This window comes from Peptoniphilus timonensis JC401 (genome assembly GCF_000312025.1).
GTDB classification, from domain to species: domain Bacteria; phylum Bacillota; class Clostridia; order Tissierellales; family Peptoniphilaceae; genus Peptoniphilus_A; species Peptoniphilus_A timonensis.
On the sequence record NZ_HE978593.1, the window covers coordinates 1 to 3,111 of the forward strand.

General features: G+C 32.4%; 2 protein-coding genes, 1 tRNA gene and 1 pseudogene. All 4 read left to right on the forward strand.

Annotated elements, in window-relative coordinates:
* Positions 1-83: 83 nt before the first annotated feature.
* Positions 84-159 (forward strand) — tRNA-Lys (locus HGPT_RS00005).
* 487 nt (positions 160-646) lie between these two features.
* Positions 647-877, forward strand: coding sequence for a FeoA family protein (locus HGPT_RS00010; RefSeq protein ID WP_019137854.1), 231 nt, complete (start codon positions 647-649; stop codon positions 875-877).
* Positions 878-879: 2 nt separating this feature from the next.
* Positions 880-1,119 carry a FeoA family protein gene (locus HGPT_RS00015; RefSeq protein ID WP_019137855.1) on the forward strand — a complete coding sequence of 80 codons (240 nt, stop codon included), beginning with the start codon at positions 880-882 and terminating at the stop codon, positions 1,117-1,119.
* Position 1,120: 1 nt separating this feature from the next.
* Positions 1,121-3,111: pseudogene (gene feoB, locus HGPT_RS00020) on the forward strand (ferrous iron transport protein B); the annotation flags it as partial.

Below are 3,111 nucleotides of genomic sequence, written 5' to 3' on the forward strand. Positions count from 1 at the left end.
AAGCCCACAAGGGTTCGAATCCCTTCCTCTCCGCCATTTTTAATCTGTGTTAACCACAGATTTTTTTATTGAAAATTACATAGGACCCATTAGCTCAGTCGGTAGAGCACTTGACTTTTAATCAAGGTGTCGCGCGTTCGAATCGCGCATGGGTCACCAAATCTGCTGTGAATTTATTTCACAGCTTTTTTATTTTTATTATATTTATTTATAAAGTATTACTTCTAGATTTATAGAAAATGATCTAAGCTTGAATAAAAGCTGTTTTATAAGAAAGAAATAAATAGAATAAGCATTTCATTAGATTATATATATGTTTTGTTTCATCAATTGAAATTCAAATGTAATTTAAAATAAATCAAAAATATATAAGTAATCTTTTAGAATTTTAAGTTTAGAAATTAATAAAAAATAGATCTTAATTTATTATGAGCATATTATGATTTGACTTATTTTAATTTATAAAATACAAAACTATAATTGAAATTTAAATATATTTTAATTTTTAAAAATATAAATAGCTTCAAAAAATTTCTCGAATTGATTTTATTTTTCAATTAGCTATGTTATAATAATTTTAGAAATGATAATCAAATTCAAATATTGATTTACATATAATTTTAGTAATTTAGAAATGAGTGATAGAATGATAAGTTTGTTAATGGCTCCCTTAAATGTTAATTTTAAGATTTTGAGAGTTAAAACTTTAAAAAATAGTGATATCACTGAATCTCACCTTGCAAATCTTGGTTTTGTCAAAGGTGCAGTGATAAAAGTAGTAAATGAAAATGATGGAAATTTAATTGTGTCAATAAAGGATGCCAGAGTGGCAATAGGAAAAGACATAGCTAAAAAGATTATGGTAGAGGAGATGTAAGAGTGCAAACTTTAAAAGATGCAGTTGTAGGTAAATATTATATTGTAAAAAAAATTAATGGAAAAGGACCCTTAAAGAGAAGAATTATGGATATGGGTATAACTAAAAATTCAGAAATTTACATAAGAAAAGTTGCACCTCTTGGTGATCCTATACAAATTAACATAAGAAATTATGAGTTAAGCTTGAGACGTCAAGATGCAGAATTAATTTCAATCGAAGAGAAAGAAAAGGAGGATTAATTTGGCAATTACTATAGCACTTGCCGGTAATCCCAACAGTGGTAAGTCCACGCTTTTCAACAGCTTGACAGGTTCTAACCAATATGTTGGAAATTGGCCTGGGGTAACTGTTGAACAGAAGACTGGTAAGTATAAAAAAGATAAAGAAGTTCATTTTACAGATTTACCTGGAATTTATTCCTTATCCCCATACACACTTGAAGAGGTAGTTTCTAGGGATTATCTTGTTAATGAAAGACCAGATGTAATTATTGATGTTGTAGATGCAACTAATATAGAAAGGAATTTGTTTTTAGCAACTCAGCTTATTGAACTTGGTATTCCACTAGTTATAGCTTTAAATATGATGGATGTTGTTAGAAAAATAATGACTTCATTGATATTAAAAAATTAGAAAAAGATCTTGGCTGCAAAATTGTTGAGATTTCTGCTCTTAAAAATGAAAACATTGATAAGTTAATTGATACTGCTAAGTCAGTGGCTGGTAAAAAAGCAACATTGTTTCATGAATTTGAAGAAGATGTAGAAAAATATATTAGAGAAATAGAAGATTTTTCTGTAATAAAGGACAGTCCAGCAAAGAGATGGCTTGCAGTTAAGTTCTTTGAAGAAGATGAAAAAATTATAGAAGAATATCCTCTCTACGGCAATGAAAGCAGAAGGCTTGAAGAAATAATAGAAGAAGCTGAAGAAAAATATGACGATGATGGAGAGGGAATCATCACAGACGGCAGGTACAACTTTGTTTCGAATGTTACAAAGGACGCTGTGAAAAAGGGAAGAAAGGGAATGACAACTTCTGACAAAATCGACAGAATTGTCACAAATAGATTCCTATCAATTCCAATTTTTGTCGGAGTTATAACTCTTGTATATATTATTGCAATTAATTTTGTAGGCGGTCCAGTGACTGACTGGGTAAATGAAGTCTTCTTCACAGAAATAATTGGAGAAAACTTCAGAGGATTTTTAGAAAATGCTGGTACATCAGAATTTTTAACATCGCTATTAGTTGATGGAATCATCGGTGGTGTTGGAGCTGTTCTTGGTTTCTTACCAGTAATTGCAGTCCTATTCCTATTCATTGCAATACTAGAAGATATTGGTTACATGTCAAGAATTGCCTTCATCTTAGACAGGATTTTTAGAAAATTTGGTTTATCTGGAAAATCTTTTATCCCAATTTTAATGGGAACAGGTTGTTCAGTTCCTGCCATCATGGGAACAAGGACAATTGAATCAGACAACGACAGAAGAATGACAATAATGACTGCCTCCTTCATGCCATGTGGTGCAAAGCTTGATATTATTGCCATGTTTGCAGCCTTTTTAGGTGGTAGCTGGTGGTATGCACCTATTTGGTACTTCGGAGGAATAATGGCAGTAGTTGTTTCAGGTATTATCCTCAAGAAGACAAAATACTTCTCAGGAGAGCCAGCACCTTTTGTAATGGAATTACCTGAATATCATGCCCCAAGTGCTAGAAATATTTTAAAAGCAACTTGGTTTAGGTGCAAAGCCTTTGTTGTTAAGGCAGGTACAGTGATTTTACTTGCAACAGTTGCAATATTCCTTTTAAAATCAATTTCTCTTGATGGACACTTTATGGACTTCAATGCAGATCCTGAAGATTCAATCCTTGCGGGAATTGGAAAAATTATTGCACCAATCTTTGCTCCTCTTGGATTTGGAGATTGGATGGCTAGTGTTGCTACAATCCTTGGTCTAGTTGCCAAAGAAATTGTAGTAGGAACTTATGGAGTTCTTGCAGGTATAGGAGAAGTTGGAGCAGAAGATTCCAGCATGGTAGCACTTGTGGCTTCTAAATTCTCTGCGGCATCAGCCTTTGCCTTTGTTTTCTTTAATCAGCTAACAATTCCTTGCTTCGCTGCAGTGGGAGCAATAAAAGAAGAAATGGGATCAAAGAAGTGGTTTGGACTAGCAATTGGTTACCAATTACTTTTCTCTTACACAGTTGCCTTTATGATTTAT

Excerpts from the sequence above, each read along its gene's own strand:
- HGPT_RS00010 (WP_019137854.1), top strand. The coding sequence starts at position 647 with ATGATAAGTTTGTTAATGGCTCCCTTAAATGTTAATTTTAAGATTTTG.